The 26,267-nt window shown below is 70.8% G+C and carries 29 protein-coding genes and 4 pseudogenes; 14 read left to right on the top strand and 19 right to left on the bottom strand.

Annotated elements, in window-relative coordinates; all coding sequences use genetic code 11:
- Positions 1–427: 427 nt before the first annotated feature.
- The 3 genes and pseudogenes from BT364_RS12270 to BT364_RS12260 all read right to left on the bottom strand — a co-directional run bounded on the left by BT364_RS12270 (position 428) and on the right by BT364_RS12260 (position 2,472).
- Complete coding sequence (locus tag BT364_RS12270; protein WP_072485183.1) at positions 428–1,456, bottom strand: SRPBCC family protein; 1,029 nt, start codon at positions 1,454–1,456, stop codon at positions 428–430.
- A 6-nt stretch (positions 1,457–1,462) separates the two neighbouring features.
- Positions 1,463–2,221, bottom strand: a complete 759-nt coding sequence (locus tag BT364_RS12265; RefSeq protein WP_072485182.1) for a histone protein — start codon at positions 2,219–2,221, stop codon at positions 1,463–1,465.
- A gap of 7 nt (positions 2,222–2,228) precedes the next feature.
- A pseudogene (locus BT364_RS12260) lies at positions 2,229–2,472 on the bottom strand (gas vesicle protein GvpG).
- A 447-nt stretch (positions 2,473–2,919) separates the two neighbouring features.
- Between BT364_RS12260 and BT364_RS44565 the strand changes: the two are divergent.
- Positions 2,920–3,185 (top strand): annotated as a pseudogene (locus BT364_RS44565) (transposase); the annotation flags it as partial.
- A 112-nt stretch (positions 3,186–3,297) separates the two neighbouring features.
- On the opposite strand, the gene BT364_RS41460 reads toward BT364_RS44565, so the two are convergent.
- From BT364_RS41460 to BT364_RS12235, 5 genes are all read right to left on the bottom strand, one after another.
- Positions 3,298–3,489: a DUF6131 family protein gene (locus tag BT364_RS41460; RefSeq protein WP_072485181.1), complete on the bottom strand. Its 192-nt coding sequence runs from the start codon at positions 3,487–3,489 to the stop codon at positions 3,298–3,300.
- A gap of 504 nt (positions 3,490–3,993) precedes the next feature.
- Complete coding sequence (locus BT364_RS12250) at positions 3,994–4,236, bottom strand: twin-arginine translocase TatA/TatE family subunit (RefSeq protein ID WP_072485180.1); 243 nt, start codon at positions 4,234–4,236, stop codon at positions 3,994–3,996.
- Positions 4,236–5,246, bottom strand: coding sequence for a sporulation protein (locus BT364_RS12245; protein ID WP_072485259.1), 1,011 nt, complete (start codon positions 5,244–5,246; stop codon positions 4,236–4,238). The genes BT364_RS12250 and BT364_RS12245 overlap by 1 nt, the downstream gene beginning before the upstream one ends.
- A 306-nt stretch (positions 5,247–5,552) precedes the next feature.
- Complete coding sequence (locus BT364_RS12240) at positions 5,553–6,515, bottom strand: electron transfer flavoprotein subunit alpha/FixB family protein (RefSeq protein ID WP_072485179.1); 963 nt, start codon at positions 6,513–6,515, stop codon at positions 5,553–5,555.
- Between the two features lie 54 nt (positions 6,516–6,569).
- On the bottom strand, positions 6,570–7,355 hold the full coding sequence (locus BT364_RS12235) for an electron transfer flavoprotein subunit beta/FixA family protein (protein ID WP_072485178.1): 786 nt from the start codon (positions 7,353–7,355) through the stop codon (positions 6,570–6,572).
- A gap of 145 nt (positions 7,356–7,500) precedes the next feature.
- Between BT364_RS12235 and BT364_RS12230 the strand changes: the two genes are divergently transcribed.
- The 4 genes and pseudogenes from BT364_RS12230 (at position 7,501) to BT364_RS12215 (ending at position 9,804) form a co-directional block, all read left to right on the top strand.
- A complete protein-coding gene (locus BT364_RS12230; protein WP_079179416.1) occupies positions 7,501–8,172 on the top strand; it encodes a TetR family transcriptional regulator in 672 nt (223 codons plus the stop codon).
- A gap of 144 nt (positions 8,173–8,316) precedes the next feature.
- Positions 8,317–8,676, top strand: coding sequence for a Zn-ribbon domain-containing OB-fold protein (locus tag BT364_RS12225; protein ID WP_256259717.1), 360 nt, complete (start codon positions 8,317–8,319; stop codon positions 8,674–8,676).
- A 55-nt stretch (positions 8,677–8,731) separates the two neighbouring features.
- Positions 8,732–8,892 (top strand): annotated as a pseudogene (locus BT364_RS12220) (gamma-glutamyltransferase); the annotation flags it as partial.
- Positions 8,893–8,976: 84 nt separating this feature from the next.
- Positions 8,977–9,804, top strand: a complete 828-nt coding sequence (locus BT364_RS12215) for an inositol monophosphatase family protein (protein WP_072485175.1) — start codon at positions 8,977–8,979, stop codon at positions 9,802–9,804.
- A gap of 22 nt (positions 9,805–9,826) precedes the next feature.
- On the opposite strand, the pseudogene BT364_RS42770 reads toward BT364_RS12215, so the two are convergent.
- Positions 9,827–10,081, bottom strand: a pseudogene (locus BT364_RS42770) (3-oxoacyl-ACP reductase); the annotation flags it as partial.
- Between BT364_RS42770 and BT364_RS12205 the strand changes: the two are divergent.
- A complete protein-coding gene (locus tag BT364_RS12205; protein WP_256259716.1) occupies positions 10,040–10,504 on the top strand; it encodes a MarR family winged helix-turn-helix transcriptional regulator in 465 nt (154 codons plus the stop codon). The pseudogene BT364_RS42770 and the gene BT364_RS12205 sit on opposite strands and share 42 nt — an antisense overlap.
- Positions 10,505–10,544: 40 nt before the next feature.
- On the opposite strand, the gene BT364_RS12200 is transcribed toward BT364_RS12205, so the two are convergent.
- On the bottom strand, positions 10,545–11,321 hold the full coding sequence (locus BT364_RS12200) for a nucleotidyltransferase domain-containing protein (protein ID WP_072485174.1): 777 nt from the start codon (positions 11,319–11,321) through the stop codon (positions 10,545–10,547).
- 159 nt (positions 11,322–11,480) lie between these two features.
- On the opposite strand from BT364_RS12200, the gene BT364_RS12195 reads away from it, so the two are divergent.
- Complete coding sequence (locus BT364_RS12195; RefSeq protein WP_072485173.1) at positions 11,481–12,896, top strand: phytoene desaturase family protein; 1,416 nt, start codon at positions 11,481–11,483, stop codon at positions 12,894–12,896.
- A gap of 25 nt (positions 12,897–12,921) precedes the next feature.
- On the top strand, positions 12,922–13,446 hold the full coding sequence (locus BT364_RS12190; RefSeq protein ID WP_072485258.1) for an O-acetyl-ADP-ribose deacetylase: 525 nt from the start codon (positions 12,922–12,924) through the stop codon (positions 13,444–13,446).
- 266 nt (positions 13,447–13,712) lie between these two features.
- On the opposite strand, the gene BT364_RS12180 is transcribed toward BT364_RS12190, so the two are convergent.
- Complete coding sequence (locus BT364_RS12180; protein WP_072485171.1) at positions 13,713–14,867, bottom strand: CobW family GTP-binding protein; 1,155 nt, start codon at positions 14,865–14,867, stop codon at positions 13,713–13,715.
- 96 nt (positions 14,868–14,963) lie between these two features.
- The gene (gene rpmG, locus BT364_RS12175; RefSeq protein WP_072485170.1) at positions 14,964–15,128 is read right to left on the bottom strand and encodes a 50S ribosomal protein L33; all 165 of its coding nucleotides are present in this window, start codon (positions 15,126–15,128) and stop codon (positions 14,964–14,966) included.
- Positions 15,129–15,195: 67 nt separating this feature from the next.
- On the opposite strand from rpmG, the gene rpmB reads away from it, so the two are divergent.
- The 4 genes from rpmB (at position 15,196) to BT364_RS12155 (ending at position 17,904) form a co-directional block, all read left to right on the top strand.
- Positions 15,196–15,432: a 50S ribosomal protein L28 gene (rpmB, locus tag BT364_RS12170; RefSeq protein ID WP_072485169.1), complete on the top strand. Its 237-nt coding sequence runs from the start codon at positions 15,196–15,198 to the stop codon at positions 15,430–15,432.
- Entirely contained in the window at positions 15,432–15,737 is a 306-nt protein-coding gene (rpsN, locus tag BT364_RS12165) for a 30S ribosomal protein S14 (protein WP_072485168.1), read from the top strand. The genes rpmB and rpsN overlap by 1 nt, the downstream gene beginning before the upstream one ends.
- 148 nt (positions 15,738–15,885) lie before the next feature.
- Positions 15,886–17,358: an AlkA N-terminal domain-containing protein gene (locus tag BT364_RS12160; protein WP_072485167.1), complete on the top strand. Its 1,473-nt coding sequence runs from the start codon at positions 15,886–15,888 to the stop codon at positions 17,356–17,358.
- A 21-nt stretch (positions 17,359–17,379) separates the two neighbouring features.
- Complete coding sequence (locus BT364_RS12155; RefSeq protein WP_072485166.1) at positions 17,380–17,904, top strand: methylated-DNA--[protein]-cysteine S-methyltransferase; 525 nt, start codon at positions 17,380–17,382, stop codon at positions 17,902–17,904.
- Positions 17,905–17,999: 95 nt separating this feature from the next.
- On the opposite strand, the gene BT364_RS12150 is transcribed toward BT364_RS12155, so the two are convergent.
- Positions 18,000–18,587 (bottom strand): TMEM165/GDT1 family protein, encoded by a 588-nt coding sequence (locus BT364_RS12150; protein WP_072485165.1) that lies wholly within the window; start codon positions 18,585–18,587, stop codon positions 18,000–18,002.
- Positions 18,588–18,923: 336 nt separating this feature from the next.
- Between BT364_RS12150 and BT364_RS12145 the strand changes: the two genes are divergently transcribed.
- The gene (locus tag BT364_RS12145; RefSeq protein ID WP_072485164.1) at positions 18,924–19,328 is read left to right on the top strand and encodes a (2Fe-2S) ferredoxin domain-containing protein; all 405 of its coding nucleotides are present in this window, start codon (positions 18,924–18,926) and stop codon (positions 19,326–19,328) included.
- Positions 19,329–19,388: 60 nt separating this feature from the next.
- Here the strand turns inward: BT364_RS12145 and BT364_RS12140 are convergent, their stop codons facing one another.
- The 3 genes from BT364_RS12140 to BT364_RS12130 form a co-directional block, all read right to left on the bottom strand.
- Entirely contained in the window at positions 19,389–20,120 is a 732-nt protein-coding gene (locus BT364_RS12140; RefSeq protein ID WP_072485163.1) for an SIR2 family NAD-dependent protein deacylase, read from the bottom strand.
- 78 nt (positions 20,121–20,198) lie between these two features.
- Positions 20,199–21,401: a hypothetical protein gene (locus BT364_RS12135; protein WP_072485162.1), complete on the bottom strand. Its 1,203-nt coding sequence runs from the start codon at positions 21,399–21,401 to the stop codon at positions 20,199–20,201.
- 189 nt (positions 21,402–21,590) lie between these two features.
- Positions 21,591–22,085 (bottom strand): NUDIX domain-containing protein, encoded by a 495-nt coding sequence (locus tag BT364_RS12130; protein ID WP_072485257.1) that lies wholly within the window; start codon positions 22,083–22,085, stop codon positions 21,591–21,593.
- A gap of 134 nt (positions 22,086–22,219) precedes the next feature.
- On the opposite strand from BT364_RS12130, the gene BT364_RS12125 reads away from it, so the two are divergent.
- On the top strand, positions 22,220–23,335 hold the full coding sequence (locus BT364_RS12125) for a glycerate kinase (protein WP_072485161.1): 1,116 nt from the start codon (positions 22,220–22,222) through the stop codon (positions 23,333–23,335).
- Between the two features lie 150 nt (positions 23,336–23,485).
- On the opposite strand, the gene BT364_RS12120 is transcribed toward BT364_RS12125, so the two are convergent.
- The 3 genes from BT364_RS12120 to BT364_RS12110 form a co-directional block, all read right to left on the bottom strand.
- Positions 23,486–24,160, bottom strand: coding sequence for an SRPBCC family protein (locus BT364_RS12120; RefSeq protein ID WP_072485160.1), 675 nt, complete (start codon positions 24,158–24,160; stop codon positions 23,486–23,488).
- A gap of 128 nt (positions 24,161–24,288) precedes the next feature.
- A complete protein-coding gene (locus BT364_RS12115; RefSeq protein ID WP_371268580.1) occupies positions 24,289–25,227 on the bottom strand; it encodes an MASE1 domain-containing protein in 939 nt (312 codons plus the stop codon).
- A gap of 123 nt (positions 25,228–25,350) precedes the next feature.
- Complete coding sequence (locus BT364_RS12110) at positions 25,351–26,193, bottom strand: PP2C family protein-serine/threonine phosphatase (RefSeq protein ID WP_072485159.1); 843 nt, start codon at positions 26,191–26,193, stop codon at positions 25,351–25,353.
- Positions 26,194–26,267 lie beyond the last annotated feature (74 nt).

Here is a 26,267-nt window from a genome sequence, read left to right as displayed (position 1 = left end):
GGAGACGACATGATGCCCGCGTCACCTTCACAAGACGCCGTTCCATGATATACGGCCTGGGCCGACCGCATCTCGGAGCTCGCACATTGCTTCAGTCCCGGGCACAGCCTCCTGACCGCGTGCTGTAACCCCCCGCTGCCTCTGCCGCCAACGCCATCGCTGCCGCATAGGAAACGCTGTGAGCGGTGGGCACGCTGTCCCCCAGGGAGGGAATCGCCTTCACTGAGGCCCTGGGCGCGGATGACGTCGTCGGGTTCGTGACCGGGATCTCCATTACTGTGGACAATCGGGATTTTTCTCGTGGTGATCGGGGTCGGGTTGTGGTCGTCAGCCGGTACGTCCATCTGCTCTGGCAGTCCGCGGTCCCGCCCCGCCCCGCCGCGCCGGCCGGCGCCCAAACCACGCAAAATCCTGCGGTGGATCACGATCACCGGACAGACTGCTCATCCTCTCCTTCTTCCTCTTCTTCCTCGTATTCACCTTCTTCCTCTTCCTCTTCCTCGTCCTCTTCCTCGTCCTCGTCCTCGTAGCCTTCGCCTCCGGGGCCGTACTCCTCGTACTCCTCGGGCTTCTCGGGCTCGTCCTCGTAGTCCTCGTCCTCGGGCTCCTCGCCTTGTGCGTCCTCCTGCTCGGCGGCTTCTTCTTCCATGGCGTCTTCGTGGGACACGACAACTTCACCGTCCCGGATTTCGCCGCGCCAGCCTTCGGGCTCTTCCTGGGCGAGGGAGACGTATCGCTGGAAGTGCTTGAAGTCGAGTCGCATTCGGCGCCCTTGGGCGCGCCACAGGTTGCCCGTCTTCTCGAAGAACCCGGACGGGTAGTACTCCACGACCAGGACGATTCGAGTCAGGCTGGGTGCCAGCTCATGGAAGCTGACCGCACCACGGGTAGTTCCCTTGGCTCCCTCGGACGTCCAAACGATGCGGTCGTCGGGAATCTGTTCCTGAACAGTCGCTTTGAAGCTGCGCGAGGAAGGGCCGACTTTGACCTTCCAGTCACTGGACATCTCATCGCTCTTCGAGACGTCGCGAACGCCCTTCGCGAAGCTGCTGAACTGGTCGTACTGCGTCCAGTGGTCGTACGCGACACGTAGGGGCACTCCCACATCGAGAACTTCGATGATGTTCATGACCTTGCCGCCGCTCGACTTGCGTTTTCCCTTTCCGCCGCCGAACGCTTCCTTGACCTTGCCCACGACTTTTTCCTTGACGCCCTTGGCTTTCTCCCCGACGAATGCCTTCAGTGGGGAGTCGCCCTGGAGAATACGGGTGCCGATAGCGGGAAGCGATCCACTCTCGGCCACATCCGTGAGCTGCCCAGTGACATCGGTCAGTTTGTCGCCCGCCTTCTCGGTGAGCCTCTCCACCTGTGCACTGAGGAAGTTGGACGCCTCTTCGCGAAGCCGGTCCGCACCCGACTTCTCGGCCGTGGGCTGGTTTGTTTCCGTCCTGGTCATGATTAGCTACCTCCGGCGATCGGCGCGCTTGGACGCTGCTCGCTTCGACGACGTCGTCTTCCGGGCGGCGGACTTCTTGGCCGGAGCTGTTTTCTTCGCAGTCTTCTTCTTCGGCGGAGCCGTTTTCCGGGCGGCGGACTTCTTGGCCGGAGCTGTTTTCTTCGCAGTCGCCTTTTTCGCCGGAGCCGTTTTCCGGGCCGCGGACTTCTTGGCTGTCCGAGACTTTTCTCCCTGGGCAGGAGCGGCCTTCTTGCGTGCCGCGCCCCCTCTTGGCTGGGCTGATTGGCGGGAACTGCGGCGTCGCGTTGGCTGTGTCTCTTCTGGCTCTTCCTCTTCCTCCTCCTCGTATTCGGCTTCCGGCTGTTCCTCCTCTTCCTCTTCCTCCTCCTCGTACTCGGCCTCCGGCTCTTCCTCTTCCGGCTCGTACTCCTCCTCGTCCCCCTCGTCCTGCTTCTCACCGAGCCGGGCCGTACGGTCGCTGAGGGCATCGGCCAGCGAACTCATGCCCCGGTCGGCGGCGGCAGCCACTGCCTTACGGCCCGCGTCGAAGACTTCCCCTTTCAGCTGCTCCTGCAGCTCGGCGAACTGGGGAATCTCTCCTAGTCTGCGCATTCCTTCGGCGGCAAGCTGTCGGGGTTCAAGGCCGAACCGTCTCCCTGCCAGATACGTCGCAATGGTCAGCGCCAGCCGGCCCTTCTTCGTCCGGCCCAGCACATAGCCGCCTACTACTGCGGCCGCGAGGGTCACCTTGGCCGTGTCATCCATGAGTGCGTCACCTTCGATCGTTCGGTGCGGGGCCGGCCTGTGTAGCATGCAGCCGGTCGAGCAGCTTTCTCTCTTCCCGGTTCGAACTCCTCCGGGCCGGTGTCTCCGTCTTCAAGTTGCCGGTTCAGTACAGCCAGTCGGCCACGGAGCGCTCCTGGGGCGTGCAGCCCGCGCTCGGCAGCATCGTTGAGTTTCTCCGCCACCCAGATCACACCGCGGACCGGTGCGTTGGGGAGCGTGAGGAGCCCCATGTCAGACCCCGGAGGCCTGAACGTGAGTGCCTGCAGCGGTGACGAAGTTGCAACACTGCAGTGGGGCCCGCAAGATGCAGCTCGACGTGTTCGCGGTGCGCGCTTCCGAATCGCTCCGCCGCGCTTCGGGAGCCGTCGCCTTCGCCGCGTGGCTGGCGTCGAGGTCTTCCCGCCGCGCGGCCGACGTTCCTCTGCCATGCATTCAAGTCTGATCGGTATCGAGCGCCTCGCACCTTGAAGGAGCTATAGGGCGCACCAGCCGGAGTGGGCGGCTGCTGTGGTGATCGACGTTTTGGCGGTGGAGCGGACGACGGCGCACGAGCCCATCCTTTCCATGGCCGTGGACGCGGCGTGCGCGAGTCCACGCTGGGCAAGGGCGGAGACGCTCCGTGTAACTGCGCCGCGCGCCGTTGCAGCCTGGACCACCACTCTCGTCGCCACCTGGCGGTCGAGCGCTCCACCTGCTATCTGGTGCCCGTACATCTGCCGCGCGGCCCCAGCGCCCTGGCCACCCGCAACGCTCTCGCCGCGACCGTCCAATCCCTTCCGCCGCACCTGTGGCGTTCCCTGATCCGGGACCAGGGCGTGGAGACGGCGGCCCACCAATCCTTCACCAAGGCCAGGGATATTCCGGCCTACTTCTGCAACCTGGCGAGCCACTGGCAGCGCGCGGCTCGATCAAGAACACCAACGGCCTGCTGCGACAGTACTTCGAGCCGTCACCAATATGTACATCGAGTACGTGGCACCCGAGCACACCGAGATCACAGCCCGCCGCTGGACATCGCATGGGCGCGCGTGCACGGGAAGCCGGAACAAGCATCCCTACCAGTAATGCCGTCGGCCGCCCACCGCATGCCCGACGGAACCCAGGATCCAAAGAACAATGCCGATCGCCAGCTCGACGTGGGCGAGAAGACCAACGAGATCACCTGCTTCCAGCCACTGCTGGAGACCCTCGCCGATCTGGCGGGTGTGGTCGTGACCAGCGACGCCATGCACACCCGGCGCGAGCACACCAGCTATCATCGCCGCCGGCCCCCGGCACAATGCCCGCGACGCCAGCCGACCGCTCGCCCTCCTCGGACTCACATGATCACGCAACGGACTTCACGCGACTACGCCGGAGCCTGCTGCGCTGGGTGCCCTCACCCTACGAACGGGAGGGCCAACCCGGGCAAGAGCGCAGAGCCGCTCAGAAGGGTAGGGAAAGTTCAGATGTGGGGGTCGGTGGAATGAAATTCGCGCGGGAGTTGCTTTCCGGAATCCTGGATTTCCTTGGATGCTTCCAGGACGTCCTTCACGGTGTCGATGCCACGCCAGTATCCGGATAGCCGATAGCCAATGAGGCAGTCAGCTTGGCGTCCTTGGTGCGGAGTCCTTCCACTGCGGCTGTGGGAGTTCACCCGGAACCGTCCGTGAACCACGGCCACCGGACCGGGCCGAGAGGCATCGTACGCCGCCGCGTCCGGTCCGGGTGACGGGCCAAGTGCCGTTCCGGGTAGCTCAGTTGCGGTCCTGCTACTGCTGCCCCGTATCCCGTCCCGGGTCCCCGGTCTCGTGCCGGGCCACGGTCTCGCCGCGGATGACACATGGCGCTCCCGCTTCCCCCTCGGCGCCCTTCGGCTCCTTCATCGCCTTCGCCTCGGCCTTGAGGATGCGGGCCGACTTGCCCGCGGAGCGGGCCAGTTCGGGGAGTCTCTTGGCGCCCAGGAGGACGATCACCACGATCAGGATGATCGCGATCTCGCTGATTCCGAACATCAGCCGTCCCCGTCCTCGTCGTCGTTGTCGTCCTCGAAGAAGTCCCCCACCTCGTCGACGACTTCGGCGGCGACCATGCCTCCGACGACGCCGACCGCGAGACCTGCCGCGCCCACCGCGACGGCCGTGCCCGGGCCCGGACCGGTGCGGTGACCGCCGTCGTGATGGTGGTCCTCGTGGTGGGCATGGTGTCCGGCGTACGGGTCGCCGTGGCCGTACGCGGAGCCTTCCGCGTACGCCGACCGGTGCTCGACCAACTGCCGGAGCCAGCCGTCGACCAGGGCCTGCCAGTCCTGGTGGTGGATGCTGTCGTGCGCGACCGTGAACCGAGTGAGCGCGTCGTGTCCGCCGGAGAGGAGCCCGCCTCGCCTGTCGGCCTCCAGGACCACCTCCATGCCGCCCGCGGTGGCCAGGAAGGTCACCTCGATCTCGTCGACCGCGTGCGCGTACTGCGGCGACGGGGTCAGCTCGATCTCCTGGTAGAAGGGGAGTCGCTGGCCGGTGCCGCCGATGCGGCCGTACTCCAGATCCGCTGACTCGAAGCCGAAGCCGAGCTGTCCGAACGCTTCGAGGATCGCCTCCTGCACCGGCAGCGGACCCACCGCGAGCCGGTCGAGATCGCCCTTGTCCTTGGCCCCGGCGACCGACACCTCCGTGCGTACACCGAGCACGATGCCCAGGCTCTGCCCGTACAACTCGGTGAGCGGCGTCTCCCACGGCAGCGCGACCGTGAACGGAACGCCGAGTCGCTCGCCCTCGGCCAGCCGGAAGCCGCCGCCGACGGTGAAGCGCTCGAAGGCCACGAAGCGCTCTTCCTCCTCCCCGCGTTCGTCCTCCACCCGCGCGACGAGTTCCAGCGCGATGTGGTCGATGTCGAAGTCGGCGCTGCCGCCCTTGAGATGGACCTGGCCGGACAGGGGGCCGCCCGGAGCGGCGGCCCCGGTGGTGAGGACGGTGTCGACGGTGGGCCCGCCCACGCCGAGCGAGCCGAGCAGTCGTTTGAACACCATCGCGGCGTTCACTCCCTTATGTGCGTACGAGGGGTGCGGGGAGTCCGGGAACGCCGACGGCGGCTCCCGTTCTCTACAGACGTGTAGAGCATAGGGCCGGTGACGAGGCATCCGGAGCCGCCAGGGCGCGGCGGACGGGAAAGTCCGAAAAGGATCGCTCAGGAGGCCCGGGTAGCTGCTTGACGTGCGTGTTTTGCCGTGCTTTTACCGTACGGAACGGTGGTCGGAAAGGGTGCGGGGCCGTGTGGTGCGTGTGCACCACACGGCCCCGGACCGTGGGAATGGGTTGCGGCTGCCCCGGCCGGGTCAGCCCTTGCGGGCGTTGACCTCTTCGGTGAGCTGGGGAACGACCTGGAAGAGGTCGCCGACGACGCCGTAGTCGACGAGGTCGAAGATCGGGGCCTCGGCGTCCTTGTTGATCGCGACGATCGTCTTGGACGTCTGCATGCCGGCCCGGTGCTGGATCGCGCCCGAGATCCCCGAGGCGATGTACAGCTGCGGCGAGACGGACTTGCCGGTCTGCCCGACCTGGCTGGAGTGCGGGTACCACCCCGCGTCCACCGCGGCACGCGACGCACCGACCGCCGCGCCCAGCGCGTCGGCGAGCGTCTCGATGAGGTGGAAGTTCTCCGCACCGTTGACACCCCGGCCACCCGACACGACGATCGCCGCCTCGGTCAGCTCCGGACGCCCCGTCGACTCACGCGGGGTCCGCGCGGTCACCCTCGTACCCGTGGCCTGCGCCGAGAACGACACCTCCAGCGCCTCGACCGCACCCGCGGCCACAGCCGCCTCCACCGGCGCCGAGTTCGGCTTCACCGTGATCACCGGCGTCCCCCTCGACACCCGCGACCGGGTGGTGAACGACGCCGCGAACGCGGACTGCGTCGCGACCAGGCCCCCCTCACCCGCCTCCAGATCCACCGCATCGGTGATGACGCCCGAACCGATACGCACCGCCAGCCGCGCCGCGACCTCCTTGCCCTCCGCCGACGACGGCACCAGCACCGCCACCGGCGACACCGCCTCGTACGCGGCCTGCAACGCATCCACCTTCGGCACCACGAGATACTCCGCGAACTCCGGCGCGTCCACGGTCAGAACCCGCACCGCACCGTGCTCCGCCAGCACCCCCGCCGTACCGGCAGCACCCGCACCCACCGCGAGCGCGACCGGCTCACCGACCCGACGCGCCAGCGTCAGCAACTCCAGCGTGGGCTTGCGGACCGCACCGTCCACGTGATCGACAAAGACGAGAACTTCAGCCATGGGACTTCAATCTCCTGCGAGTAGCAAAGAAACGAAACAGAACAAGGGGCCGGATCAGATGAACTTCTGGCCCGCGAGGAACTCGGCCAGCCCACGCCCGCCCTCACCCTCGTCCTTCACGATCGTGCCCGCCGTCCGCGCCGGACGCTGCGCCACGGAATCCACCACCGTCCAGGCACCCGCCAGACCGACCTCGTCCGCCCCGATCCCCAGATCCTCCAGGTCCCACGACACAACCGGCTTCTTCTTCGCCGCCATGATCCCCTTGAACGACGGATACCGCGCCTCACCCGACTGATCCGTCACCGACACCACCGCCGGCAACGACGCCTCCAGCCGCTCCGACGCCGAGTCCCCGTCACGACGACCCCGCACCACACCGCCCTCGACCGACACCTCGGACAACAGCGTCACCTGCGGCACACCCAGCCGCTCCGCCAGCACCGCCGGCAGCACACCCATCGTCCCGTCCGTCGACGCCATACCGGAGATCACCAGGTCGTAACCCGCCTTCTCCACCGCCTTCGCCAGCACCAGCGACGTACCCATCACATCACTGCCGTGCAGACCGTCGTCCTCGACATGAACCGCCTTGTCCGCACCCATCGACAACGCCTTGCGCAACGCGTCCTTGGCATCCTCCGGACCCACCGTCAACACGGTGATCTCCGCATCGTCCGCCTCGTCCGCGATCTGCAGCGCCTGCTCCACCGCGTACTCGTCCAGCTCCGACAGCAGACCGTCCACATCGTCCCGGTCCACCGTCAGGTCATCGGCGAAATGCCGGTCGCCGGTGGCGTCGGGCACGTACTTCACACAGACAACGATCCTCAAGCTCACGCCGGCTCTCCTACCTGGGTGCGGTTCGTAGGGATGACGATATGGCACTCAGTACCCTCTGTAAAGGAACTTGGTGCCAGAATGGGCCTTCCGGTGCTACGTTCCCGGCATGACTGACGCGCGCAGACCGGCGAAGAAGGCCCCCATGCGGGAGGTGCTCGCCGAGGCGGCCTTCCAGCTCTTCCTGGAGCGGGGCTTCGAGCAGACCACGGTGGACGACATCGTGGCGCGGGCCGGGGTCGGGCGCCGGTCGTTCTTCCGGTACTTCCCCTCCAAGGAGGACGCGGTCTTCCCGGACCACGAGCGGTGCCTCGCCGACATGACCGCGTTCCTGGCGGAGGCCGTCGACCTGGAGCCGGTGGAGGCGGTGAGCGACGCGGCCCGGCTGGTGCTGCGCATGTACTCCGCCAATCCGGTGTTCTCCGTCCAGCGGTACCGGCTCACCCGCGAGGTACCCGGACTGCGCACCTACGAACTGTCCGTGGTGCGGCGGTACGAGCAGACGCTGGCCGGCTATCTGCGTGGCAGGTACGGCGAATCGGACGACGGGGCGCTGCGCGCCGAGGTGATCGCCGCGTCCGTGGTCGCCGCGCACAACAACGGGCTGCGGACATGGCTGCGTTCGGGCGGCGAGGGGGACGCGGAGGCCGCCGTCGACCACGCGCTCGGGATGGTGCGCCGGGTGTGGGGGAGCGGGGCGGCCGGGAGTGCGGCCACGTCCTCGGCCGACGGCGACGTGGTGGTGATGGTCGCCGCGAAGGGGGCTCCGATGTGGCGGGTGGTGCAGCAGATCGAGTCGGTCATCGGGCAGGACTGACCCCTCGGTACGGCTCGATCTGGCACTGAGTGTCTTTACGATTCGACACTCAGTGCCCTATGGTGCGGACGCGCCGACGCGCAGGCGCGGCGTATCCGAGCCGAGCACAGGGGGTCGAACGTGTCCCAGTCATCGAGTGGCACCGTGCAGACGGCGCATGAGGAAGCCGGCCTGAACTACCACCGGTGCCGCTGGTGCGGCACCGCCTCTTTCCGGAGGCTGCTGTGCCCGGTGTGCGCGTCGAGTGACCTGAAGCCCGAACACAGCGCCGGTCCGGGGGTCGTGGTGAGGTCCGGCGTCGTCCACCGCTACACGGAGGCCGCACGCAACGAGTCCCTCGTCCGGTTCCCGGAAGGCTTCGTGTTCCGCTGCCGCGTCGTGGGCGCGGCTCCGCACCGGGTGTCCGTCGGTGCCCGGGTGCGCCCGGTCGCGGGCGGCGATCCGGATGCGGGCGAGGTGGTCTTCGAACTCTGCGAACCGCCCGCGCACGACGAGTGGTTCTGATCGTCCCCGTGATTCCTCGTGCGTGCGGGCCCCTTCGCCCCGGAGATCTTCGCCCGGATTCCCGCTCGGAAGCCGGCTCCGGATGGCCTGGCCGGACGAGGGCCTGCCGAACTCCCTCACCCCCGGCCGCCGCCCCGCACCACCCTCACCCCGTCCCTCGCCCTGCGTGACGGCGTCCCCGCCATGGCGTTCGGTACACCCGGCGGCGACCGGCAGGGGTACGCCGTAGGACGCTGAGCGGCCACTTCCCCGACATGACCAGGTCGTCGGGTCCCCGGTGCGACGTGGTTGGCTGGAGGCATGATCGATGAATTCCTCACCGGGGACCTGACCGAGGTCGAGGCGGCGGTACGCGCAGCGGCCGCCGCCGAGATCATGCCGCGCTTCCAGCAACTCGCCGCGCACGAGATCGTCGAGAAGAGCGGCCCGCACGACCTCGTCACCACCGCCGACCGCCTCGCCGAAGAACACCTCACCGCGTCCCTGACCGCGCTCCTGCCCGGCTCGGTCGTCGTCGGCGAGGAGGCGGTCCACGCCGACCCGGCGGTGTACGACGCCCTGGGCGGCGACGCGCCCGTATGGATCGTCGACCCGGTCGACGGCACCCGCCAGTTCGTCCGCGGCGAACCGGGCTTCTGCACCCTGGTCGCCCTCGCCCACCGCGGTGAACTCCTCGCCTCATGGACGTACGCCGCCGCCCTGGACGAGATGGCGGTCGCGGTGCGCGGCCGCGGCGCCACCCTCGACGGCAAGCCGATATGCTCCGGCTCGCCCGCACCCGGGGCCGTTCTGCGCGTGGCGATGTCGCACCCCGACTACACCACCGACGCCCAGAAGCGCGCCCTGCTCGGCCTGCGCACCGAGGGGATCGAGGCCCGCCCCTGCGGTTCGGCGGGCCTCGAATACCTCGACGTCGCCCGCGGCGCCCAGGACGCGGTCGCCTTCAGCTGGGAGTACGCCTGGGACCACGCGGCGGGCCTGCTGCTGGTCACCGAGGCGGGCGGCGCCCAGGCCACCCTCTCCGGCGCGCCGTTCCGCATCACCGGCGGCAACACCCTGCCGTTCACGGCGGCCCGCGACGAGGCGACCGTCGAACGCGTCCTGGACGCGCTCCGGCGCGGGGCCTGACCGGACCGGACCCTGATCGGGCGAGCAGCTCGCGGGTCAGCGCCCGCAGCCGGGCGCGGGCCCGCGGGTCGTACGCCTGCTCATGGGCGGCCGTGTCCGTGAAGCGGTCGAAATACCTGCCGGTGACATCGGACAGGGCCGGATCGGTGATCAGCCGGACGGTCGGGCGGACGCCCTACTCGACCGGAACGGCCGGCGTGAGCCCGTACTCCCGCACGCCGCGGGTGTCCATCAGATGCGCTGGGTGCAGGGCGTTGACCGTGACCCCGCTGCCCGCCGACGAACGCCTGGGCGCGGACATCAAGCGCGCGCGGAACAGGCCCTCAGCGCGGCCAGGAGTGCCGCGCTGAGGGACGCGGCGGGGGTCACCGTCGCCCAGTACGCGGCGCTGTCCGCCCTCGCCGACGACCCGGGCATACCGGGTGCCGCGCCGGCACGGGCCTGCCTGGTCACACCGCAGGCGATGGCGGCGGTGCTGAAACACCTCGAAGAGTGCGGCCTGGTCGTCCGCACGGCGCACCGCTGGCACCGGAAGATGCTGGAGACCCGGCTCACCGATGCGGGCCGCGGAGCGCTCCGGCTCGCAGACGAGCAGGCGGTACGGATCGAGCGCCGGCTCGCCGAGGAGTTCGCCCCGGAGGAGCGGGACGCCCTGCGGGCTCTGCTCGCCCGTTGTGTCACGGCCATCGGGCGGGACTGAGCGGCGCCCCGGGCCTCACCGCGCCTCCCGTCGGCTCGCCTCACCCGCCGCAGGCCGTCCGTACGTCCCGCACGACCTCCGCGGCCAGCTCCACCGACTCCACGTCCAGCCCCCGCAGCGCCTCGCCGATCCGTTCGGTGTAGTGCGTCGGGGTGTCCGGCAGAGCGGCCGACGCGGCCGACGCGCCCTTCTCGTTCAGACACCAGGTGCGGTGGTGGGCGTGGAGGGACTGGGCGAGGATGCCGAACGCCCGTGACAGGCACAGCGAGACATGGAGCGTGTCACCGCCAGGAGCCGACTTGCGGGCGGCCGCCACCGAGAACTCCGCCTCCCACGCGGCCTCGACCAGCGCGGTGCGCAGCGGTTCCGGATAGGTCCGGGTCTCGTTCCGAAGTGCCGTCAACTCCCCGTGGGGGTCGGAGAGCACGCGCCCCAGCGCCACCTCGCCGGGGTAGGCGGGGGACCAGAACCCGAGCGGATGGCCGGGCTGTACGCCCACTTCGAAGCGCCCCTCACGGCAGTCCGCCCAGACCGCCTCCACCCGGTCCAGATCGCGCAGGATCCAGTCCACCGGGACACCGTCCACCCTCAGCCAGGCCCCGCCATCGACCCAGGGCCCCCACCCGCCGGGACCGGCGACCTCGGCGGGGGAACCCTGCACCTCGGACGCCAGCGCGGTCAGCGCGGCCACGTCGACGGTGCCGCGGTAGTACACGCCCAGATCCCAGTCGGAGTCCGGGCGGTGGGTGCCACGGGCCCGGCTGCCGCCCAATGCGACGGCCCGGATGCCGGGCAGGGCGGTGAGCCGGGACGCCATGCCAGCGATGTGGGAGGGGACGGCGGCTTCGTGGGCCGTCACGGGCGTGTTCCGGGAGTTCGGTGTGTTCATCGCCCGGTGACCCTACCCGCGACCGTGCTGTCGGTGCCGCGGAATATCCTGGGTGTCCTGGCCGCCGGCTGACGAAGGAGTCCGAAGGTGCCGTCGATGCTCGATGCAGTCGTCGTGGGGGCGGGTCCCAACGGGCTGACCGCCGCAGCCGAACTGGCCCGCCGCGGCTTCGCCGTGGAGGTCTTCGAAGCGGAGGAGACCGTCGGAGGCGGCGCCCGCACCGAGGAGCTCACCCTTCCCGGATTCCGCCACGACCCCTGTTCCGCCGTCCACCCGCTGGGCATCGGCTCGCCCGCGTTCAACGCGATGCCGCTCGCCCGGCACGGCCTGGAGTGGCTCCAGCCCGAGCTGGCGCTCGCCCACCCGTTCCCGGACGGCACGGCCGCCGTGCTCACCGGCTCGGTGGGGGAGAGCGCCATGTCGCTGGGCGCCCGGGACGCGGGGGCGTACCGCAGGCTCCTCGCCCCCTACCTCGGCCACTGGGACACCCTCGCCCAGGACTTCCTGCGCACCCCGTGGGACGGGCTGCCCCGCGACCCCTACCGCTGGGTGCGCTTCGGTCTCGACGCGCTCCAGCCCGCCTCGCTGCTCTCCCGCCGCTTCGGCGGTGCGAAGGCGCGCGGCCTGTTCGCCGGGCTCGCCGCCCACGCCATCGCGCCCACCGGCAGTCCGGCGACCGGCGGGATCGCCCTGCTGTTCGCCCTGGCGGCGCACGAGAAGGGGTGGCCCGTGCCGCGCGGCGGATCGCAGGCCATCTCCGACGCCCTCGCCTCGTACATACGCGAACAGGGCGGCACGATCCGCACCGGCACGGAGGTCAAGCGGCTCGACGAGCTCCCGCCCGCCCGCGCCTACGTCTTCGACACCTCGCCCACCGCCCTCGCCCGCATCGCCGGCCTGGGCCACGCCTACCGCGGCTACCGGTACGGCGCGTCCTGCTTCAAGATCGACTACGCCCTGTCGGGCCCCGTCCCCTGGACCGCCAGGGACGCCCGCCGGGCCGGCACGGTCCACATCGGCCCCACGGCCGGCGAGATCGACGCCGCGCTGACGGCCGCGGTGACGGGCCGCGACCCGAGCGTGCCGTTCCTGATCACCGCACAGCCCAGCCTGGTCGACCCGTCCCGCGCGCCAGAGGGCCGCCATGTCTTCTGGGCGTACGGACATGTCCCGTCGGGATGGCAGGGCGACGCCACCGATGTCATCGAACGGCAACTGGAGCGCTTCGCCCCCGGATTCCGCGACCTGGTGCTCGCCCGCGCGGTGGCCGGACCGCCCGAGCTCGCGAAGCGCAACGCCAACTACGTCGGCGGTGACATCGCGTGCGGCGCGTTCTCCGGCCTGCAGACGGTGATCCGGCCCAAGCTCGCCCGCGTGCCGTACGCGACGGCGCACCCCGCGGTGTTCCTGTGCTCCTCGGCCACTCCACCCGGCCCCGGGGTGCACGGCATGTCGGGCCACCACGCGGCGAAGGCGGTCTGGCGGCGTCTGCGGGCGGCCTGAGACGGCACGGGGCATGATGTCCGCCATGCGTACACCCGAGGGCGTCACCGTCACCCTGGTCCGGGGCGACATCACCCGGCAGTCCGCCGATGTCATCGTCAACGCGGCGAACTCCTCCCTGCTCGGCGGGGGAGGCGTCGACGGCGCGATCCACCGGCGCGGCGGCCCGGAAATCCTCGCCGAGTGCCGGAAGCTGCGCGCCTCGCACTACGGAAAGGGCCTGCGCACCGGCCAGGCGGTCGCCACGACGGCCGGGCAGCTGGACGCGCGATGGGTGGTCCACACCGTCGGCCCGGTGTACGGGAGTTCCGGCAGCGATCCGTCCCTCCTGGCGTCCTGCTACCGCGAGTCGCTGCGCGTCGCCGACGAAATCGGTGCGAAGACCGTCGCCTTCCCCGCCATCTCGGCCGGTGCGTACGGCTGGCCGCTGGACGACGCCGCGCGCATCGCCGTCGAGACGGTGCGGGCGGCCCGCACGGCCGTAGAGGAGGTCAGGTTCGTCCTCTTCGACGACCGGGCCTACGAGGCGTTCGCCGCACAGCTCGGCTGACCCGCGGGGCGGAGCCGGGGGGAGTGTGTACGTGTCCCCTGCCTGGAGGCTGCGGAGCACAACGGACGGAGAGGGCCCCCGAAGATCGAGTTCGTCACCAGGACAACCCGAAACCGTCCTCGCCGCCCTCGCGAAGGACCGCATCGACACCTTGCCGAGCAACCACTCCCCGCACTTCGCCCCGCTCGTCGAATCCACCCTGAGCACGGGAGCGCAGGCTCTGACCGTCGCGGCTCCGGCCTGGCCGCACTCCGGCTGACCCGGGTTCAGGCGATCTGGTCGAGGAATGAGCCGAAGGGGGCCGGGAGCCGTCTCCACGACTCGGGTCCCGCGGCGTACTCGGCGTCGGTGAGCAGACAGGATTCGAGGAGCCCGGTCAGCCCGTCCCGGTCGAGGCCGGGGGAGGTGAAGACGAGGTGCTGGCCTCGGTCGCCGTGCTCGGGGTGCCAGTCCAGGGCGGCCGCCGCCCTCCGGACGGGAGGCACCAGGTCCCAGGCCGCGTCCGGCAGCGAGGCCAGCCACGGTCCCGCGCTCTCCACGCAGAGCGCACCACCTGCGGCGTCCCAGGCCAGCAGGGTGTCGGGGCGGTCGGCGAGCCAGAAGCGGCCCCGGCTGCGGGCGGCCGCACAGCACAGGTCCTCCAGCGCCTGGAAGAGCCGCTCCGGGTGGAAGGGGCGGCGGCGCTGCCAGACGAGCGTGGCGACCCCCGCGTCGTCCGCCTCCTGCGGCAGCAGCGCGCACGCGGGGTGCTGGGCGGCCGCCGCCGCTTCCACGTCGAAGCCGGCGAAGGCGAGCCGGCCCAGTTCGGCCGAGCCGACCGGGATCTGGCGGGCCGTCGGGTGGAGTTGGGTGAGCAGCGCGCGGTCCTCGTCGTCGGCCGCCCCGCCTTCGACGACAGCGAGCACGGGCGCGTACTCCAGCTGTCGCGCCCAGGTGTCGCCGACGGTCCGCCGGTCCGTGGCGGCCGCCGCGAGACCCGCCTCGGCCAGATCGTCGCCGTTCCCGAGGCAGGGCTGTACGAGAGCGGGGTCGACGGCCGTCATCACGTTGGTGAGTTCGAGTACGTCGCGGCCGTGCGCGACGACGACCTCGGCCATCGTCCTGGGTTCCACGGAGTCCCACAGCTCGACGACCGCGAGCCGGACCGTCCCGCCGGCGGCCAGTCGCGCCAGCTCCGGGACCAGGTCCTCGCGCAGCGCGCAGCAGGCGCAGTCGTCGACGAGCGGGGCCTTTCCGCGCGACAGTTCACCCGACGCGTCCCGTACGAGGCGCCGCACGGTGCCCTCGGCGGCGGTGGTCAGATCGTGGTGGAGCGCGACGCTGCCGGGGACGGTGCGCAGCAGCCGGTCCACGACCTCCTTGCGGGCGTCGGAGTGCAGCCCGCCGACGATCACGACGGGCAACCGGCCCTCGTCCCGCATCAGTTCACCCCGCCCCGGGAGGCGACGGGACCGTACGCGGCATGGATTCCTGGCTTCATGAAGGTGTCCTTCTCGGTCGGAGGAAGTGGGGCAGGGTCAGCGCTCTTCGCGGAAGTCGACGTGCTTGCGGGCGACCGGGTCGTACTTGCGCAGCACCATCCGCTCGGGGTCGTTCCGGCGGTTCTTGCGGGTGACGTAGGTGTAGCCGGTTTTGGCGGTGGAGCGGAGCCTGACGACCGGGCGTAGTTCGTTGCGAGCCATGACCGCTACTATATGGCAATGATTTCCATTTCCAACAAGTGGTTCTCCGCAGAAAGCAGGAAGCTCCATGTCCGCCCACTGCCAACTGACCGGCGCCCGGCCGGGTTTCGGCAACAACATCTCCCACTCGCACCGGCGCACCTCGCGCCGCTTCGACCCCAACATCCAGCGCAAGAGGTACTGGCTGGCGAGCGAGGGCCGGCATGTCCGGCTGACGCTCAGCGCCAGGGCGATCAGGACCGTCGACAGCATCGGGATCGAGGCGGCCGTCGCCCGCATCCGTGCAAGGGGAGTGAAGATCTGATGGCCAAGAAGAGCAAGATCGCGCAGAACGAGAAGCGCCGGGCGACCGTCGAGCGGTACGCCGCCCGTCGCGCCGAGTTGAAGGAGGTCATCCGCCGGCCCTCCGCCACGGACGCCGAACGCCGGGCCGCCGCGGACGAGCTCCGGCGCCAGCCGCGCGACGCGAGCGCGACCCGGGTGCGCAACCGGGACAGCGTGGACGGGCGGCCCCGCGGCCATCTGCGGAAGTTCGGTCTGTCCCGCGTCCGCGCACGCGAGCAGGCCCATGCCGGATTCCTGCCGGGGGTCACCAAGTCCTCCTGGTGACAGCCGGCGCCGGGGTGGCCCGGTGGGCCGGTGGCCGCACCGGCCCACCGGGGTGTTCCGTACACGGGGCCCGAAGAAGTCCTGGCAGCGCGACGTCGATGTCGGATTCTTGCCAGCCCTCACGCCCCGGGTGGCGGATGCTTGAGCCATGTACACCGACACCGAGCGCTGTGTACGGGCCGTCCAGTCCAAGGACGCCCGCTTCGACGGCTGGTTCTTCACGGCGGTCCTGACCACCCGGATCTACTGCCGCCCCAGCTGCCCGGCCGTACCGCCCAAGGTCGAGAACATGACCTTCTACCCCAGCGCTGCGGCCTGTCAGCAGGCCGGATTCCGGGCCTGCAAACGGTGCCGGCCCGACACCAGCCCCGGCTCCCCGGAGTGGAACGCCCGGGCCGACTCCGTCGCCCGCGCGATGCGGCTCATCCGGGACGGTGTCGTCGACCGCGAGGGCGTCCCCGGGCTCGCCGCCCGGCTCGGCTACTCCGCCCGGCAGATCGAGCGCCAGCTGCTCGCCGAGCTCGGCGCCGGCCCGCTCGCACTGGCCCGCGCGCAGCGTGCCCAGACCGCGCGATTGCTCATCGAGACGACCGGACTCCCGATGGCGGAAGTCGCGTTCGCCGCCGGGTTCTCCTCGATCCGTACCTTCAACGACAGCGTCCGCACGGTCTTCGCGCTCGCCCCGGGCGAGCTGCGCAGCCGAGCCACCCGGTCCGCGAAACCGCCGGTCACTCCGGGAGTGATAGCGCTGCGGCTGCCGTACCGGGCCCCGCTCAACCCCAGCAACCTCTTCGGCCACCTCGCCGCGACCGCCGTCCCCGGCGTCGAGGAGTGGCGCGACGGCGCCTACCGCCGCACGCTCTCCCTGCGGCACGGACACGGCATCGTCGCGCTCACCCCGCACCCCGACCACATCGCCTGCCGCCTCTCCCTCACCGATCCACGCGATCTCACCCTCGCCATCAGCCGCTGCCGCTGGCTGCTCGACCTGGACGCCGACCCGGTGGCCGTCGACGAGCAGCTGTCCGCCGATCCGCTCCTCGCGCCCCTGGTCCGCAAGGAGCCGGGCCGGCGGGTGCCGCGTACCGTCGACGGCGCCGAGTTCGCCGTACGGGCGGTGCTCGGCCAGCAGGTCTCGACGGCCGCCGCCCGCACCCACGCGGCCCGACTGGTCACCGCGCACGGCCTGCCCGTCGACGATCCGGAGGGCGGCCTCACCCACCTCTTCCCGGACCCCGAGGAGCTGGCCGGACTGGACCCCGAACGACTCGCCCTGCCGCGCAGCCGCCGCACCACCCTCACCACCCTCGTCGGCGCGCTCGCCGACGGCTCGCTGCGGCTGGGCACCGACACCGACTGGGAGCAGGCGCGGGCCGAACTGACCGCCCTCCCCGGCTTCGGCCCCTGGACCGTCGAGGTGATCGCGATGCGGGCGCTCGGCGACCCGGACGCCTTCCTCCCCACCGACCTCGGCATCCGGCGCGCGGCCGAGGAGCTCGGCCTCCCCGCGACACCGGCGGCGCTCACCGCCCGCGCGGCCGCCTGGCGCCCCTGGCGGGCGTACGCGGTCCAGTACCTGTGGACCGTCGACGACCACCCCATCAACCACCTGCCCACCTGAGGAAGCCCGGGAAGTCCAGCCATGACAGCGACACATCCGCGTACGACGACCAGGCAGCACACGGTCGTCGACAGCCCGTACGGTCCGCTCACCCTCGTCGCCACCGACGGGGTCCTCGCGGGCCTCTACATGACCGGCCAGCGGCACCGCCCGCCCGAGGAGACCTTCGGCGAGAGCGACCCGCGGCCCTTCACCGAGGCCGCCCGCCAGCTCGACGCCTACTTCGCCGGGGAACTGCGCACCTTCGATCTGCCGCTGCACCTGGACGGCACCCCGTTCCAGCGCAGCGTCTGGGCGCAGCTCCAGCTGATTCCGTACGGCGAGACCCGCTCGTACGGCGAACTGGCCGAGAACCTCGGCAAACCGGGCGCCTCACGTGCCGTGGGACTCGCCAACGGCAAGAACCCGGTGGGCATCATCGTCCCCTGCCACCGGGTCATCGGCGCCTCGGGCAGCCTCACCGGCTACGGCGGCGGACTCGACCGCAAGCAGCGGCTGCTGGCCTTCGAGAAGGGCACGGAGAACGACACCCCGGCGCTCTTCTGACGCCGTCGCCCCGCGCCCGCGGACGCGAGAACGGGCCCGGACCATTCGAGGTCCGGGCCCGCCCTCACGTCCCGAAGTGCCGTACGGGCGTGCCGTCAGCCGGTGAAGATCTCCACCAGGGTCCAGATCGCCAGCCCCAGCATGCAGAGCCCGCCGATCCGCTGGACCGTCTTCAGCGGCACGCGCTTGGCGATGAAGCGCCCGGCGAGCAGCGCCAGCGCCGAGACGGACATCAGGGCGGCCGCGGACCCGATCGCCGTGGACCAGGTGCCGTTGCTGGCGGCCAGGTTGGCCGTGGTGATCTGGGTGAGGTCGCCCCATTCGCTGATGAAGACGGCCATGAACGCGGTCGAGTAGACCGGCCAGAAACCGGTCACCGTCTTCGCGGCGCCGTCGTCGTCGTCGTCATCGCCGCCGCCGGAGCGCAGCAGCATGAAGGCCCCGAACGCGAAGAGGGAGGCGGAGACGAGCTTGACGATCCAGTCGGGCAGCAGCCCGATCAGACTGCCGGCCCCCACCGCGATGGCGACGTGCACGATGAACGCGGACGATGTGCCGAACCAGACGTACAGCGGTCGCATGCGGGTGCCCATGGCGAGCGATGCGAACATCGTCTTGTCGGGGAGTTCCGCGAGGAAGATCAGCCCGAAGGCGGTGAGAATCGCCAGGGGGTCGAGGTGCATTCCGGGTGGCTTTCTGTAGGAGCCGGGCCCCGGGCCTTCGCGAAGCGCCACTCGGGCTTCCGGAGGACCACTCGGCCCGGCATGACGTCAGCGCCCACGGGATGCGGGCGTGTCATACCTGACCGAAGGTCTCGCCCGCCCGCGGTCATCCACGGGCCCGGCCACCGGGAACCCGGGGGTTCCAGTGTGTCGACGACCGGTTTGCGGGGCTACTCCCCTTCGCAGCCATCAACTGTACCCGACCCGCTCACGGGGGAGAGCAGGTGCTCGATCCGGTGTCCGGAATGGGTACAGTCCCCTGGTGATCATCCGCGCCCGCACCGGAAGCTTCCCCGCATGAGCCGCCGCACCCGACGGGCCGTCCCCGCCCAGGGGGCGCCGCGGCCCACCGTCAGCGTCTGCCGCGGCTGCTGCTGCGGCACGCCCAAGATCCCGGACGTGGACCACGCCGGCCAGCTCGCCGAGCTGCGGCGCTCGCTCGGCGAGCTTGCCACGGTCCGCGCCGTGGAGTGCCTGGACGCCTGCGAACAGGCCAATGTGATCGTCGTGCAGCCCTCGGCCGAGGGCCGCCGTGCGGGCGGCCGCCCGGTCTGGCTCGGTCTGGTCAACGACCCGCACGCCGTGACGGACATCGTCGCCTGGGTCGGGGCGGGCGGTCCGGGGCTGGTGGACCCGCCGGAGATCCTCGACCTGTACACGTTCCGCCCCTCGCGCCGTGTGCAGCAGGAACTCGAACGCTAGGGTCTCCGGCGGTGACGGTGTCGTACGAGGCACGGGTGATGTCGAGGGGAGAAGGGGCTGTCATGGCTTCGTCCCGGCGGCCAGCCGCTTCAGCAGTGCGGGCAGCGCCGTGCCGATGGGTTCGCGGATGGTTGCCTCGGCGAGCTCGTCGTACGGTGTCGGCTCCGCGTTCACCACGATGAGCCGTGCCCCGTTCTCCACCGCGAGCCCGGCCAACGAGGCGGCGGGCTGCACCTGCAAGGTCGTACCGACCGCGATGAACACCTCACAGGCCTTCGCGATCGACACAGCCTGGCCCAGCACCACCGGATCGAGCCGCTCACCGAACATGACCGTGGCCGATTTCAGGATGCCGCCGCAGACCGTGCACGACGGGTCGGCCTCTCCCGCCTCCACCCGGGCCAGAGCTTCGGCCATCGGGGAACGGGCATGGCAGCGGGTACAGACCACCTCGCGCGCGGTCCCGTGCAGTTCCAGGACCTTGCGGGCGGGGAGGCCGGCGAGCTGGTGCAGACCGTCGACGTTCTGCGTGATCACCCGCACCGGGGCGCCGGACCGCTCCAGTTCCGCCACCGCGCGGTGGGCCGCGTTCGGCTCGGCGCCCCAGGTCGCGCTGGTGCGGCGCATCTGCCAGGAGCGGCGGCGGATCTCCGGATCGGCCATGTAGAAGTCGTACGTGACGAGCTTCTCGGCCTCCGGATCCTTGCGCCAGAGACCGTTGGGCCCGCGGTAGTCGGGGATGCCGGAGTCCGTGGAGATGCCGGCGCCGCTGAGGATCGCGACGAGAGTCATGCCGCGAGCGTACGCAGCGCCGGACACCTCCGGCGAGGCCATTTCGGTCTCGGACAGCGGTCTGCCCCGTGGCGGACGTCAGGCCACGGGGCCGGCGGGAGTGAACGGCGACGGGGTCAGGCCCGTCCAGGTGTTCAGCACGGCGCTCGCGGTCTGCTTGGTGACGCCGCCGTCCTGGACGGTGCCGCTCTTGGCGACGTAGAACCGCCCGTCGTCGAGCGAGACCAGGCCGTACTGCCCGTACTGGCCCGGCGCCGGCCACCCGTACGTACCGGTCGTGGTGTCGTGCGCGCCCTCGCGCAGCAGCGGGAGCAGCAGCCCGCGCTCCGGGCGCTGCTGCCCGCGCACCAAGCCGCGCACCGGCTTGCGCGCACCGTCCAGCGCGAAGACCGAGTAGTTGGGGAAGCCGGGCTTGGAGCCCTTGTAGGCGGCCATCAGCCAGTTGCCGCTGTGCCCGTCGTACTCCAGGTTCTGCACGCCGTAATTGGTGTTTCCGGTGTACGCGAAGAACTTGCCGTCGACATGGGCGGGGCCGCTGGTGTGCGGGGCCGACTCGGTCAGCGGACGCTCGTACTTCTTCCACCGGGTGACGTCGTACTGGAGCAGCACCTGGTGGTCGTTGTCCGTGCGGCCGGTGCTGGCGTACACGCCGTACGCGACCGTCAGCTTCCTCTCGGCGCGCTTGCCGCGCCGGTCGCCGAAGGCCGGACCGAACGCGACACCGTCGATGCCGCTGCAACCGTAGCGGTGGTCGGGAGTGTTGCCCGTGTCGCCGTCGAAGACGCCGTCGCCGTTCATGTCGGCGGTGAAGTCCTTCACCACCTCCTTGAGGTAGACGGTCGAGACGACACCCGTGGACTGGGCGTCCATGTCCATCCGGGTGATGCGGTCGACGTCGAGGATCGCGATGTAGAAGGACTTCGCCTCCTTGTACTCCAGCGAGCCGTAGACCCGGCCGTCCTTCTCGTTGAAGTCCAGATCGCCGAGGTGGCCGGTGAATCCGGTGACCGAGCCGACCGGGTTGCCCTTGAGGTCGGTCTTGACCAGCAGGTTGGTCATCGAGAAGTACATGAAGCCCTTGTGGCGGTCGATGGCCATGCCCTGGACGTGGCCGGACTGCCAGGCGCCGCCGTCGACCGACAGCGGCAGCCTGCCGGTATCGGCCGGGGCCGATATTGGTTCCGCGAGTGCCGTCGATGCCGTGGCGACAACTGCCGTACAGGCGAACGCTGCGACGATCGTGGCCAGCAGCCCGCCGAGGTGTCCCGTGTGCGTACGCATGATCCCTCCGCTGTCGTGGAGTCCGGATGATGCCGGTCGAGCGTGCACTGCGGACCAATGGCACATGAACTCACGAGTCCGGCAGCCGTCGACCGGAGTACCAGTTGACGACCGGTCAGCACAACGGGACACAACGGGAATACGGGCTGTATGCGGCGAGCGGGGAAGCGTGGGGCCGGCCCCCGCGTGTCAGCCGCTGACCGGGTGGCCGTCCTCCAGCTCCACCGCGCCACCACCGGATTCGAGCACGTCCAGCGCCGCCTTCACGCGCAGCGCGAGAGGTCCGAGCAGATAGCGGTCGATCTCCTCGGGTTCGACCAGCTTCCAGGACAGCAGCTCCTCCTCCTGGAGCCGGATTTCCTTCAACTGCGCCTCGTCCAGCACTCCGCCGTCGTACAGATACGCGGTGATCGGCGGTCGCTGCGGACCGCGTGCCCAGTCGACGGCGAGCAGTCGTCCGGGCCGCAGATCGAGACCGATCTCCTCGGCGGTCTCGCGTTGCGCGGCCTGCCGCGGGCCCTCGCCGTCGTCGGACTCGATCGTTCCGCCGGGCAGTGCCCAGCCCTTCCGGTAGTTCGGCTCGACGAGCAGCACCCGGCCCCGGTCGTCCCGGAACACGGTGGCCGCGGCGGCCAGCACCCGGGGGAGCCCGGCGATGTAGGAGGTGTAGTCAGTGGTGGTCACGCGGGCAGCGTAGTGGGAGGGGCGCAAGCGGAGCGACGACGGCTCTGGGCAGCGGGTATCCGCTGCGGATAGGGTCGGGGCGGCGCGACTGCCTGTTCGAAAGCAAGGGATACAAGGTGGCGGACGGAGCAGTGATGGAGACCGCACGCGTACTCGTCGCGGCGGACAAGTTCAAGGGCTCGCTCACGGCCGTACAGGTCGCGGAACGGGTGACGGCCGGGCTGCGGCGCGTCGTCCCCGACGTGCGGGTCGAGACCCTGCCCGTGGCGGACGGCGGCGACGGCACGGTGGCGGCGGCGGTGGCCGCCGGATTCGAGCGCCGCGAGGCGCGGGTGACCGGCCCGCTCGGGGACCCGGTGACCGCGGCGTACGCGGTGCGCGGCACCACGGCGGTGGTGGAGATGGCCGAGGCGTCGGGCCTCCAGCATCTGCCCGCAGGGGTGTTCGCCCCGCTCACGGCCACGACCTACGGCTCCGGTGAGCTGCTCGCCGCCGCGCTCGACGCGGGTGCCCGGACGATCGTGTTCGGCGTCGGCGGCAGCGCGACCACGGACGGCGGCGCGGGCATGCTGGCCGCGCTCGGTGCCCGCTTCCTGGACGCGGACGGCAAGCCCGTCGGTCCCGGTGGCGGCGGCCTCGCCGAGCTGGCGGAGGCGGACCTTTCCGGACTCGATCCGCGACTGGCCGAGGTGGACCTGATCCTCGCCAGCGACGTGGACAACCCGCTGACCGGCCCGAAGGGCGCCCCCGAGGTCTACGGCAGGCAGAAGGGCGCGACCGCGGACGACATCGCGACCCTCGACGCGGCGCTCGCCCACTACGCGTCCGTCCTCGGCCCGGAGCACGCCGCGCTGCCCGGAGCGGGAGCGGCGGGCGGCATCGGCTACGGGGCGCTGGTCGCCCTCGGTGCCCGCTTCCGCCCCGGCATCGAGGTCATGCTCGATGTCCTCGGCTTCGCCCCGGCGCTGGCGCGGGCCACCCTGGTGATCACCGGGGAGGGTTCGCTCGACGAGCAGACCCTCCACGGCAAGGCCCCGGCGGGAGTGGCGGCGGCGGCCCGCGCTGCGGGGATCGAGGTCGTGGCGGTCTGCGGCCGACTGGCCCTGCCGCCGGAGGCGCTGGCCGCGGCGGGCATCCGTCGCGCGTACGCCCTCGCGGAGCTGGAGCCGGACCCCGCGGTCTCGATGGCCCAGGCGGGACCGCTGCTGGAGCGGGCCTCCGAGGCGATCGCGCGCGACTTCCTGGTGTAGCCCGCGGTGCCTGGCCCATGGCGATCAGGCCTGTCCGGCGATCGAGGACACGACGGGGGCCGCGGGCGGGCCCCGGTTTCGGGAACGAGCGGGCAGGGGGCGGCTCCGCGCAGCGGAACCCACCCCTGCCCTACACCTCGGTCGTCCCGGTCAGCCAGGCCGGCCCACGGAGGGCGCCGCGTCCCGGCCGTCCCCTACGTCCCTCGCGTCACGTGCATCCCTCACGTCCCGGTCGTTGCCTGCATCCCCTGCATCCCCTGCATCCCCTGCATCCCGTGCATCCCGTGCATCCCGTGCATCCCGTGCATCCCGCGCATCCCGTGAGTCCCTCATGTCCCGGCGGTCACGCAGGGCACCCAGATCGACCGCATCCGCCTCCACGCCGCCCTCGCCGCTCAGCAGATCGGCCAGGCACCGGAGCTCCGAAGGCAGGTCCCGGCGCCAGGCCATCATCACGAACGGCGCGAGAATGATCATGCCGCCGTCCAGATGGGGCTTGACCGAAACGGTGACCGTCGTGCCCTTCCGGTTCGGGTTCAGCCGGAACTCCAGCTCCGGCGAGTGGCGGCCCAGTGGGGTCCACATGCCCGTACCGCGGAAGGCCAGGTACTCGACGGGGGTGCTCGCGGTGCACCGCAGGCGGTGCGCCCGCCGTCTGCCCGGGAACTTGCAGGTGTACTCGTCACCCAGTTCGGTGGCGATCGGGCCCTCTATCACCCGGTCTATGCTCGAGGACCACTCGGCCAGGTTCCGCGGATCCCGGAGGAACGAGAAGATCTCGTCGGCGGGGCGGGACACCTGGACATTCGCAGACACATGGGGCATGGCTCCACCTCTTACGGCGCCCATCCGCCGGAGTATCAGCGTCCGGTTGCCCTCGTCGCGGTGCCGTCGCCCATCAGCCTGCTTCGGATCGCCCGTCCGCGCACCCGTCGCACGACCGATGGAGTGATTCATGGGTCCTGTCGGGTCACCTTCTCGGAGAGCTGCGTACAGAGCCGCTTGATCTCGCGGTAGGTGCTGTTCCGCTCGGTGACGACCGCGGCCAGCAGCAGGGCGGTGAGCGCGGTGGAGCCGTTGAAGGCCTGGAGGGTGACCATGTTGGTGAGCAGGCCGTGTTGGGCGAAGGGACCCGCCATCCGTCCGGCGGCGAGGATCGTGAGCGTGGACACGCCCAGTGCGCAGCACGCGGCGCCTGCGCGCTCGAAGCGGAAGGCGGCCCAGATCAGGAACGGGAAGACGAGGAAGAGCAGCGAAGCTTCGGCGTCGGTCGCCAGCAGGGTGACGGCCAGGGTGCACACCCCCAGCGTGATGGCTTCCGCCCACCTGGCCGGGCCGATGCCCAACGGCCGGCGGAACCGGCGGACGACGAGCAGGAACGGTGTTACGACCATGACGCCCATGGCGTCGCCCGTCCACCAGACCGACCAGGTCGGCCAGAACTCCTCGGCGCGGATCGCGTCCGCGAGGACCAGGGTGCCGGTGCCCATGGTCGCGCTGATCAGCATGCCCGCCAGCGCCCCCAGGAAGACCAGCGCCAGCGCGTCACGCAGCCGGTCGAGCTCATTGCGGAAATCCGCGCGCCGCAGCAGCCAGTAGGAACAGAGCGGGGCGACCGTGTTTCCGGCGGCGATGACCAGCACGGGCAGTACGGAGGGCCCGATGGTGACGTTCGCCGCGAGGGCACCGAGCGCGATTCCGGGCCAGATCCGCAGCCCGAACACGAGCAGCGCCGCCACCGCGATCCCGGTCGGCGGCCACAGCGGGGTGACCTGACCGCGTACCAGCTGCTGGAGCAGCCCCAGACGGGCCGTCGCGTAATAGCAGACGGCCACCGCGAGGACCGTGAGGAGCTTGGCCGTCTGCTGCCGGAGCCGTGCGCTGTCCACCACCACAGCATCAGACACCACGCTGCCGCCCGTCGCCCGGGCGGGCGCGCCGACACCGCGCCGATGAAGACGGCGAACGGGGGTACGTCCCGGCCCCGCGCCACCGGCCGCACCGCACGGAACGCGTCAGGGCCTGCCCGGCGCACCGTCGTAGCGGACGACGAGCACGGCGGCGTCGTCGTCGTGACCGGTCAGGTCCGCCACCTCGATCACCCGCGCGGCCAGCTCGCCGGGATCGGCTCCGTCCGCCGCGCCGACCAGCTCCGACACCGCGGCGAGCCCCTCGTCGATCGGAAACGACGGCCCCTCCACGACCCCGTCGGTCAGCAGGACCAGGTACCCGGGCCGCCCCAGCCGCCGACGGGTCACGGGGTACCGCTGGCCGTGCAGTATGCCCAGAGGTACGCCACCGGCGTCGAGGGAGACGCCGGAGTCGCCGTCGTCCGTGCCCCACACGATCGGTACGTGTCCGGCCCGTGCCACGGCCAGCTCGCCGCTCTCCGGGACGACGCTCACCAGGCAGCAGGTCGTGAACAGGTCACCGCCCAGCGAGATCAGCAGATCGTTGGCGCAGGCCAGCACCTCGCCGGGGTCGACCGTGACACTGGCGAGCGCCCTGAGGCTGGCGCGGGCCTCACCCATGAAGGCGGCGGCCTCCACCCCGTGCCCCTGCACATCGCCGATGGCGATCCCGGCCACCCCGTCCCGCATCGTGAACGCGTCGTAGAAGTCACCGCCGACGGCCAGGCCGTCCTGCGAGGGGGCGTACCGGGCCTCGATCCGGAGGCCCGGGAAGTCGGGCAGCTCCGGGGGGAGCATGTGGCGCTGGAGGGCCAGGCCCAGCTCGGCCCGGGCGCGCTGGCGACTGATGTTCTCCAGGGCCTGATCGACAAGGCGCCCGAGGGTGAGGAGGAGTTCCTGGGCGTTGTCCTGTTCTCTGTGGTGTCGTTCTCTGTGGTGTCGGTGCATGGCGTCCCTGAGTGGTCCGGTGCGCCCCTTCTGAAACCTTAGCCTTCCGCCGCCGTCCGCAGGAGGGCCCGTGG

Origin of the sequence: Streptomyces atratus (genome assembly GCF_900119365.1) — a bacterium.
GTDB lineage: Bacteria > Actinomycetota > Actinomycetes > Streptomycetales > Streptomycetaceae > Streptomyces > Streptomyces atratus_B.
Note: the sequence above shows the minus strand (reverse complement) of the source record. Positions and strands in the feature narration are given on the sequence as shown.

Coding starts and splice junctions, on each gene's coding strand:
- BT364_RS12270 (WP_072485183.1), bottom strand. CDS start 1,456: ATGACCAGGACGGAAACAAACCAGCCCACGGCCGAGAAGTCGGGTGCG.
- BT364_RS12265 (WP_072485182.1), bottom strand. CDS start 2,221: ATGGATGACACGGCCAAGGTGACCCTCGCGGCCGCAGTAGTAGGCGGC.
- BT364_RS12250 (WP_072485180.1), bottom strand. CDS start 4,236: ATGTTCGGAATCAGCGAGATCGCGATCATCCTGATCGTGGTGATCGTC.
- BT364_RS12245 (WP_072485259.1), bottom strand. CDS start 5,246: ATGGTGTTCAAACGACTGCTCGGCTCGCTCGGCGTGGGCGGGCCCACC.
- BT364_RS12240 (WP_072485179.1), bottom strand. CDS start 6,515: ATGGCTGAAGTTCTCGTCTTTGTCGATCACGTGGACGGTGCGGTCCGC.
- BT364_RS12230 (WP_079179416.1), top strand. CDS start 7,501: ATGCGGGAGGTGCTCGCCGAGGCGGCCTTCCAGCTCTTCCTGGAGCGG.
- BT364_RS12215 (WP_072485175.1), top strand. CDS start 8,977: ATGATCGATGAATTCCTCACCGGGGACCTGACCGAGGTCGAGGCGGCG.
- BT364_RS12205 (WP_256259716.1), top strand. CDS start 10,040: ATGCGCTGGGTGCAGGGCGTTGACCGTGACCCCGCTGCCCGCCGACGA.
- BT364_RS12200 (WP_072485174.1), bottom strand. CDS start 11,321: ATGGCGTCCCGGCTCACCGCCCTGCCCGGCATCCGGGCCGTCGCATTG.
- BT364_RS12190 (WP_072485258.1), top strand. CDS start 12,922: ATGCGTACACCCGAGGGCGTCACCGTCACCCTGGTCCGGGGCGACATC.
- BT364_RS12180 (WP_072485171.1), bottom strand. CDS start 14,867: ATGCGGGACGAGGGCCGGTTGCCCGTCGTGATCGTCGGCGGGCTGCAC.
- rpmG (WP_072485170.1), bottom strand. CDS start 15,128: ATGGCTCGCAACGAACTACGCCCGGTCGTCAGGCTCCGCTCCACCGCC.
- rpmB (WP_072485169.1), top strand. CDS start 15,196: ATGTCCGCCCACTGCCAACTGACCGGCGCCCGGCCGGGTTTCGGCAAC.
- rpsN (WP_072485168.1), top strand. CDS start 15,432: ATGGCCAAGAAGAGCAAGATCGCGCAGAACGAGAAGCGCCGGGCGACC.
- BT364_RS12160 (WP_072485167.1), top strand. CDS start 15,886: ATGTACACCGACACCGAGCGCTGTGTACGGGCCGTCCAGTCCAAGGAC.
- BT364_RS12155 (WP_072485166.1), top strand. CDS start 17,380: ATGACAGCGACACATCCGCGTACGACGACCAGGCAGCACACGGTCGTC.
- BT364_RS12150 (WP_072485165.1), bottom strand. CDS start 18,587: ATGCACCTCGACCCCCTGGCGATTCTCACCGCCTTCGGGCTGATCTTC.
- BT364_RS12145 (WP_072485164.1), top strand. CDS start 18,924: ATGAGCCGCCGCACCCGACGGGCCGTCCCCGCCCAGGGGGCGCCGCGG.
- BT364_RS12140 (WP_072485163.1), bottom strand. CDS start 20,120: ATGACTCTCGTCGCGATCCTCAGCGGCGCCGGCATCTCCACGGACTCC.
- BT364_RS12135 (WP_072485162.1), bottom strand. CDS start 21,401: ATGCGTACGCACACGGGACACCTCGGCGGGCTGCTGGCCACGATCGTC.
- BT364_RS12125 (WP_072485161.1), top strand. CDS start 22,220: ATGGAGACCGCACGCGTACTCGTCGCGGCGGACAAGTTCAAGGGCTCG.
- BT364_RS12120 (WP_072485160.1), bottom strand. CDS start 24,160: ATGCCCCATGTGTCTGCGAATGTCCAGGTGTCCCGCCCCGCCGACGAG.
- BT364_RS12110 (WP_072485159.1), bottom strand. CDS start 26,193: ATGCACCGACACCACAGAGAACGACACCACAGAGAACAGGACAACGCC.